General features: G+C 60.2%; 6 protein-coding genes and 2 pseudogenes. All 8 read left to right on the forward strand.

From position 1 onward, the window contains the following. Window positions 1–7: 7 nt before the first annotated feature. Window positions 8–412 carry a DUF1249 domain-containing protein gene (locus BN1125_RS05910; RefSeq protein ID WP_425283621.1) on the forward strand — a complete coding sequence of 135 codons (405 nt, stop codon included), beginning with the start codon at window positions 8–10 and terminating at the stop codon, window positions 410–412. A 22-nt stretch (window positions 413–434) separates the two neighbouring features. Beyond that, complete coding sequence (gene cpdA / locus BN1125_RS05915; RefSeq protein ID WP_042011217.1) at window positions 435–1,253, forward strand: 3',5'-cyclic-AMP phosphodiesterase; 819 nt, start codon at window positions 435–437, stop codon at window positions 1,251–1,253. Window positions 1,254–1,262: 9 nt separating this feature from the next. Then, window positions 1,263–1,850 (forward strand): YqiA/YcfP family alpha/beta fold hydrolase, encoded by a 588-nt coding sequence (locus BN1125_RS05920; protein ID WP_042011210.1) that lies wholly within the window; start codon window positions 1,263–1,265, stop codon window positions 1,848–1,850. Window positions 1,851–1,966: 116 nt separating this feature from the next. After that, window positions 1,967–3,862 (forward strand): DNA topoisomerase IV subunit B, encoded by a 1,896-nt coding sequence (parE, locus tag BN1125_RS05925; protein WP_042011211.1) that lies wholly within the window; start codon window positions 1,967–1,969, stop codon window positions 3,860–3,862. A 71-nt stretch (window positions 3,863–3,933) separates the two neighbouring features. Next, the gene (gene parC, locus BN1125_RS05930; protein ID WP_042011213.1) at window positions 3,934–6,228 is read left to right on the forward strand and encodes a DNA topoisomerase IV subunit A; all 2,295 of its coding nucleotides are present in this window, start codon (window positions 3,934–3,936) and stop codon (window positions 6,226–6,228) included. Between the two features lie 128 nt (window positions 6,229–6,356). Next, window positions 6,357–6,488 (forward strand): annotated as a pseudogene (locus tag BN1125_RS19335) (IS4/Tn5 family transposase DNA-binding protein); the annotation flags it as partial. Window positions 6,489–6,612: 124 nt separating this feature from the next. After that, a complete protein-coding gene (locus BN1125_RS19845) occupies window positions 6,613–6,915 on the forward strand; it encodes a group II intron maturase-specific domain-containing protein (protein ID WP_208854217.1) in 303 nt (100 codons plus the stop codon). Between the two features lie 88 nt (window positions 6,916–7,003). Then, window positions 7,004–7,438: pseudogene (locus BN1125_RS05940) on the forward strand (IS4 family transposase); the annotation flags it as partial. Between the last annotated feature and the right edge of the window lie 91 nt (window positions 7,439–7,529).

The following is a 7,529-nucleotide window of genomic DNA, read 5'->3' on the forward strand; positions in this document are numbered from 1 at the left end:
TGATCTGATGTCTTTGCAGAGAACTTGCGAGGTCAACTATATGGCGCTGATGAAATTGTTGCCGCCGGATGGGGACGTCGGAGCCGAGCGCCGCTATCGGGTCGGTAACGATCTGCAGTTCCAGCTCACCATCATTGGCGAGAGTCGCTTCACCAGTCAGGTGATCCTGAGCCAGCACAACCCCGAATTGCCCGAATATCTGCAGGCTCAAGTAGAGATTCGTTTGTATCATGATGTGCGGATGGCGGAAGTGTGTGCAGCGCAACAGATTTCCCGGTTGCAACCACGTTATGATTATCCCAATAAAAAGATGCACCAGCGGGATGAAAAGGAGCAGGTAAATCTGTTTCTGGCCGAATGGCTGAAATTTTGTCTCAGGCATGGCACCAGCCCCATCAATATCTCCAGTTGAACAAATATAAAGAAGCGTGATGTTGGAAACAGAGCTCCCCCAGGCGCAGGACGGCAGTGTGCGCCTGTTGCAAATTACCGATACCCATCTCTTCGCCAGTGAAGAGGGACGGTTGCTGGCTGTGCGTACCGCAGAGAGTCTGGCTGCCGTGCTGGAACAGGTGCAGACCAACGAGCACCCCTATGAGGTGATCCTGGCGACCGGCGATCTGTCTCAGGATCACAGCCCGGAATCTTATCTGCGGTTCGCCTCCATGATGGCGCCCCTTGGTCGCCCCATCTATTGGCTGCCCGGCAATCACGATGACAGTCCGCTGATGACTGAATACCTTCATGCCGCCGGGATCAGCGAATCCAAACAACTGGTAGGCGACTACTGGCAGGTGATCCTGCTCGACACTCAGGTGCGCGGCAAACCCCATGGTATGATTGGCGATCACCAGCTGGCCGCCCTCGACCGCGCCCTGCGCCAATATCCCGATCGCCACGCCCTGATTGCCCTTCACCATCAGGCGGTGCCAGTGGGCTGCGCCTGGCTGGATCAGCACAATCTCAAGAATGCCGATGACCTGTTCGCCGTGCTGGCCCGTCATCCTCAGCAGAAAACCATCCTGTTCGGCCACGTGCATCAGGAGTTTGACGAGGAACACCGCGGGGTGCGACTGATTGCCAGCCCCTCCACCTGCATCCAGTTCAAACCGCTCTGTGATGGCTTCGCGCTGGATGAATCCGGCCCGGGCTGGCGATATCTCACCCTCTATCCGGATGGGCGGGTGGCCAGTGAGGTGTGGCGCCTGCCGGTGGGGCAGTTTGTGCCCGACCCCGATGCCACCGGTTATTGAGGAGTCATGATGAAGCCCCTACTCCTCTACCTGCACGGTTTCAACTCCTCGCCCGGTTCAGCCAAGGCGCAGCAGATGGCTGCCTGGGTGGCCGCCAATCGGCCCGACATCGAGGTGATCATTCCGGCCCAGCCCAATACGCCAGCGGCGGCCTGGGCGGCTATCAAGCAGACCATTTCCGATCTGCAGCATCGTTATGGTAGTGAATTCAAGCTCGGCGCCGTGGGCAGCTCCCTCGGCGGCTTTATGGCGACCCGGGTCAGCGAGCAGTACGGCTGCCGCGCCGCGCTGATCAATCCGGCGGTACGCCCGCACGAGCTGCTCTGTGACTACCTCGGCCCCCAGACCAATCCCTATACGGGGGAGCAGTATCAGCTGCTGCCTGAACATATGGACGAGCTGCGAGCGCTGGCGGTGCCTGTGGCTGCCCCCGAGCGACTCTGGGTGCTGCAACAGCAGGAGGACGAAGTGCTCGACTACCGCAAGGCACTGGACGAATACCGTTTTGCCCGTCTCTCGCTGGAGTGCGGCGGCAACCACGCCTTCGTGGCGTTCGAGCGCTACCCTGCCCAGATCATCCACTTCCTCGGGTTATAAAAGGGCGGTCTCGCCCTGCTTGTCCTTCTCCAGATCAAGCTTTCGGCGCGGGGCGTTTGTCCTGCCCCCGCCTAGCAGTTAAGATTCTCCCCAAACGTCAATTCGCAAGGCCCTCCATGTCTACTCAATACAATGCGGATGCCATTGAGGTCCTCAATGGCCTTGAACCGGTGCGTCGCCGCCCCGGCATGTATACCGACACAACCCGGCCCAATCACCTCGGCCAGGAGGTCATCGACAACAGCGTCGATGAAGCGCTGGCGGGTCACGCCCGCACCCTGGAGGTAACCCTGTATGAAGACCAGTCCCTCGAGGTGATCGATGACGGCCGCGGCATGCCGGTCGATATTCACCCGGAGGAAGGGGTTTCCGGTGTGGAGCTGATCCTCTGCAAGCTGCACGCGGGCGGCAAGTTCTCCAACAAGAACTACCAGTTCTCCGGCGGTCTGCACGGGGTGGGTATTTCGGTGGTGAACGCCCTCTCCGATCGGGTCGAGGTGACGGTGCGTCGCGACGGCCAGGTCTATGACATCGCCTTCGAGCGTGGCGACAAGGTGCAGGAGCTGACCATCTCCGGCACCTGCGGGCGCCGCAACACCGGCACCCGGGTCCGCTTCTGGCCGCAGGCGAGCTATTTCGACTCTCCCCGCTTCTCGGTCACCAAGCTGGAGCACCTGCTCAAAGCCAAGGCCGTGCTCTGCCCCGGTCTTACCATCAAGTTCCTCGACAAGAACACCGGCATCAAGCTGGAGTGGTGCTACGAAGATGGCCTCAAGGATTATCTGATCGACGCGGTCAAACAGTTCACCTGCCTGCCGGAACAGCCTTTCGTTGGTGCCTTCAGCACCGAACAGTCCGCCGTGGACTGGGCCCTGTGCTGGCTGCCGGAAGGGGGTGAGTGCCTCGCCGAATCCTATGTGAACCTGATCCCCACCGCGCAGGGCGGTACTCACGTCAACGGCCTGCGTCAGGGGCTGCTCGACGCCATGCGCGAGTTCTGCGAGTTCCGCAACCTGTTACCGCGCGGGGTCAAGCTGACCCCGGAAGATATCTGGGATCGCTGCGCCTACATCCTCTCCATCAAGATGCAGGATCCGCAGTTCGCCGGTCAGACCAAGGAGCGGCTCTCCTCGCGGCAGAGCTCGGCATTTGTCTCCGGCGTGGTCAAGGATGCCTTCAGCCTGTATCTGAACAGCAACACCGAGCTGGCGGAGCAGTTAGCCGAACTCTGTATCAGCAGCGCCCAGCGCCGGATGCGCGCCGCCAAGACGGTGGTGCGCAAGAAGATTACCCAGGGTCCGGCGCTGCCCGGAAAACTGACCGACTGTAACTGCGCAGACCCCATGCAGGGCGAGCTGTTCCTGGTGGAGGGTGACTCCGCGGGCGGCAGTGCCAAGCAGGCGCGGGATCGCGAGTTTCAGGCCATCATGCCGCTGCGCGGCAAGATCCTGAACACCTGGGAAGTGGAGGCCGGTCAGGTGCTCGCCTCGCAGGAGGTGCACGATATCTCGGTGGCTATCGGGCTCGATCCCGACTCCGAGGATCTCAGCGGTTTGCGCTACGGCAAGGTGTGCATCCTGGCGGATGCGGACTCGGACGGTCTGCACATCGCCACCCTGCTCTGCGCCCTGTTTGTGAAGCACTTCCGCACCCTGGTCAACAAGGGCCATGTCTATGTGGCCATGCCGCCCCTCTACCGGATCGACATCGGTAAAGAGGTCTACTACGCCCTCGACGAGGACGAGAAGAACGGCGTGCTGCAGCGGGTCGAAGCCGAGAAGAAGAAGGGCAAGGTGATGGTGACCCGATTCAAGGGTCTGGGTGAGATGAACCCGAAACAGCTGCGGGAAACCACCATGGATCCCAACACTCGTCGGCTGGTGCAGCTCACCATGGGCGAGCTGGAGGAGGGGGATGAGACCCTGCAACTGATGGACATGCTGCTGGCCAAGAAGCGGGCGGGTGATCGCCGTGAATGGCTCGAAGAGAAGGGCAACCTCGCCATCATCTAAGCTGTCGGTCACTTGCCGACCCGCATTTCAGGCGTGCCCTCTAGGGGCGCGCCATAGCAAGAGAAAAACATATGAGTGATGCTATCGAGCTCAGTCTGGACGGGGTAGAGCGCCAGCCAATGCGCACCTTTACCGAACAGGCTTACTTGAACTACTCCATGTACGTCATCATGGATCGGGCCTTGCCGCATATCGGCGACGGCCTCAAACCGGTGCAGCGGCGCATCATTTACGCCATGAGCGAGCTGGGTCTGTCGGCCCTCTCCAAGCACAAGAAATCCGCCCGTACCGTGGGTGACGTGCTGGGTAAGTACCACCCCCACGGCGACAGCGCCTGTTATGAAGCCATGGTGCTGATGGCCCAGCCCTTCTCCTACCGCTACCCGCTGGTGGATGGTCAGGGCAACTGGGGTGCGCCGGACGATCCCAAATCCTTCGCCGCCATGCGTTATACCGAAGCGCGCCTGTCGCGCTTCTCCGAGCTGCTGCTCTCCGAACTGGGGCAAGGCACGGTGGAGTGGACGCCGAACTTCGACGGCACCATGAAGGAGCCGGTGGTGCTGCCTGCCCGCCTGCCGCACATCCTGCTCAACGGGGTGACCGGTATCGCGGTGGGGATGGCGACCGACATCCCGCCTCACAACGCGCGGGAGGTGGCCTACGCCTGTGCCGAACTGCTCGACAACCCCAATGCGGGGCTGGATGTGTTGATGCAGCACATTCAGGGGCCGGACTACCCGACCAACGCCGAGATCATCACCCCGCGCGACGATATCCGCAAAATCTACGAGACCGGCAAGGGCTCCATCAAGCAGCGGGCGGTCTGGAGCGAGGAGGATGGCGACATCGTCATCACCGCGCTGCCCCATCAGGCCTCTGGTGCCAAGATCATGGAGCAGATCGCCGCCCAGATGGTGGCGAAAAAGCTGCCCATGGTCACCGATCTGCGCGATGAATCGGACCACGAGAACCCGACCCGTCTGGTGATCGTGCCCCGCTCCAACCGGGTGGATGTAGAGGGGCTGATGGCCCACCTGTTCGCCACCACGGATCTGGAGAAGAACTACCGGGTCAACCTCAATATCCTCGGCCTCGACAACCGGCCGCAGGTGAAGTGCCTCAAGACCATCCTCAGCGAGTGGATCATCTTCCGCCGCGAGACAGTGCGTCGCCGTCTGCAGTTCCGCCTCGACAAGGTGCTGGCTCGCCTGCACATCCTCGAAGGCTTGCTGATCGCCTACCTCAACATCGACGAGGTGATCGAGATCATCCGTACCGAGGATGAGCCGGGCAAGGTGATGGTGGAGCGCTTCAACATTACCGAGACCCAGGCTGAAGCGATCCTCGAGCTGAAACTGCGCCATCTGGCCAAGCTCGAAGAGTTCAAGCTGCGCGCCGAACAGGATGAACTGGCGCAAGAGCGCGACAAGCTGGAGCTGATCCTGGGCTCCGAGCGTCGCCTCAACACCCTGCTCAAGAAAGAGCTGCTGGCCGATGCCGAGAAGTACGGCGACGATCGCCGTACCCCGCTGGTGGAGCGTGCCACCGCTGTGGCGCTGACCGAGAAAGAGCTTATTCCCAGCGAACCGGTCACCGTCATCCTCTCAGGCGCGGGGTGGGTACGCGCCGCCAAGGGCCACGACGTCGATGTGGCGGGACTCTCCTACAAGGCGGGGGACAGCTATCTGGCCCACGCCTGTGGCCGCAGCAACCAGCAGGCGGTGTTCCTCTCCACGTTGGGGAGAACCTACGCCCTCGAATCCCACACCCTGCCCTCCGCGCGCAGTCAGGGCGAGCCGCTCACCGGCCGTTTTGCGCTGGGGGCAGGGGAAGAGGTGCGCCATCTGGTGATGGGCAACGAGGGCGAGCCGTATCTGATCGCCAGCGATGCCGGTTACGGCTTTGTCTGCACCTATGACGATCTCATCGGCAAGAACAAGAACGGCAAGGCGCTGCTCACCGTGCCGGAAGGGGGGCAGGTGATGGCACCCCAGAAGATTGGCTCGCCAGAGACCGATCTCTGCATGGCCATCTCCAACGAAGGGCGCATGCTGCTGTTCCCGCTCAACACCCTGCCAGTGCTCGGCAAGGGCAAGGGCAACAAGCTGATCAGCATTCCGTCGGCTCGCGTGAAGGCGCGGGAGGAGTTTGTGGTGATGGCCGCCGTCATCCCGCAGGGCCAGTCGGTCACCCTGTTTGCCGGCAAGCGCAAGCTGACCCTCAAACCGTCCGATCTCGACTACTACCGTGGCGAGCGCGGCCGCCGCGGTGCCAAGCTGCCCCGCGGTTTGCAGCGGGTCGATCGGATCGAGATTGAACCCGCCGCCGGTGCCGAACCGGTAGCCGGGGAAAGTCATGAAGGGTAATTAATAGAAAGGGCGCGAAAGCCTGTCTCTTATACAAAAGTCCCCAAGCATCGCTTGGGGACTTTTTTTTGAACTTAATTCCCATTGCGTGATCTGAACCTTTCATCGTCACTCATCAAGGTTATAACGTGGCACTCACTCAACCGGCACACTGGGCTCAAGCCCAGTTTGGGCACGCCAACCTCAACGACCCAAGACGCACCAGAAGGCTGGTTGCCCTCGCTACCGCCCTTGCTCAACAACCAGGAGAGTCCGTGTCAGTATGAACACACCAGCTTCGACTTTCTGGGGTATACCTTCAGGCCGAGAGTGGTCAAAAATCGCCAACGAAATAGGATATTTGTCAGCTTTACCCCGGCGGTGAGCAAGGCAGCTCAGAAGGCGATGAGATTCAAGATCCGCAAATTGGGAGTCAGGAGACGAACAGAGCTGAACATAGCGCAAATAGCAGGGTGGCTTAATCCGATCATAAACGGATGGCTGAGCTACTATGGGCAATTCTATCGTTCAGAGATGTATAAGGTTTTCAGACAGATCAATAAGGCGCTGGTACGGTGGGCGAGACGCAAATACAAAGCCCTGCGTAGACACAAAACCCGAGCTGCAATACTTCTGGAAGGAGTAGCAAAGAAGCATCCGCGGCTGTTTGCCCATTGGCGGGCAGGGATGGTAGGAGGGTTTGCTTGATGGGAGCGGTATGAGCTGAGAGGCTCACGTACCGTTCTGCGAGAGGCTGTGGGGGAGGTTCCTACGGCCTACTCACCATTTTCATTAGGCGTGGAAAACCGGAGCGGGAGCTGAGCGGCAACGCATGGAGGAGCCTGATAACATGGATCGCATGGTGTCGATCCTTTCGTTCGTGGTGATCCGCCTGTTACAGCTCAGGGAAAGCTTCACGCTCTCGCAAGCACTCAGGGCCCAGGGGTTACTCAGGGAAGCAGAGCACGTAGAAAACCAGTCATGTGAAACGGTGCTAACCCAGGATGAATGTCAGTTGCTGAACTATCTGGACAAGGGAAAACGTAAAGAGCGAGAAGGCAGCTTGCAATGGGCCTACATGGCGATAGCCAGATTGGGCGGTTTTATGGATAGTAAGCGAACAGGGATTGCCGGCTGGAGCTCACTCTGGGAAGGCAGGCAAACACTGCAAAGTAAACTGGACGGCTTTATTGCCGCCAAAGAGATGATGGCTTCGGGGATCAAGATCTGATCAAGAGACAGGCTGAAGGCTGCGAAAAGTGGCGTGACGTGGTGGCTGCCGATATTGGAGGCGATAGCGCACCCCCCCGTGTCAGGATAGA

Origin of the sequence: Aeromonas fluvialis, assembly GCF_000819885.1 — a bacterium.
In the GTDB taxonomy this organism is placed as follows: Bacteria; Pseudomonadota; Gammaproteobacteria; order Enterobacterales; family Aeromonadaceae; genus Aeromonas; species Aeromonas fluvialis.

Excerpts from the sequence above, each read along its gene's own strand:
- BN1125_RS19845 (WP_208854217.1), top strand. The coding sequence starts at position 6,613 with ATGAGATTCAAGATCCGCAAATTGGGAGTCAGGAGACGAACAGAGCTG.
- BN1125_RS05910 (WP_425283621.1), top strand. The coding sequence starts at position 8 with ATGTCTTTGCAGAGAACTTGCGAGGTCAACTATATGGCGCTGATGAAA.
- parE (WP_042011211.1), top strand. The coding sequence starts at position 1,967 with ATGTCTACTCAATACAATGCGGATGCCATTGAGGTCCTCAATGGCCTT.
- BN1125_RS05920 (WP_042011210.1), top strand. The coding sequence starts at position 1,263 with ATGAAGCCCCTACTCCTCTACCTGCACGGTTTCAACTCCTCGCCCGGT.
- parC (WP_042011213.1), top strand. The coding sequence starts at position 3,934 with ATGAGTGATGCTATCGAGCTCAGTCTGGACGGGGTAGAGCGCCAGCCA.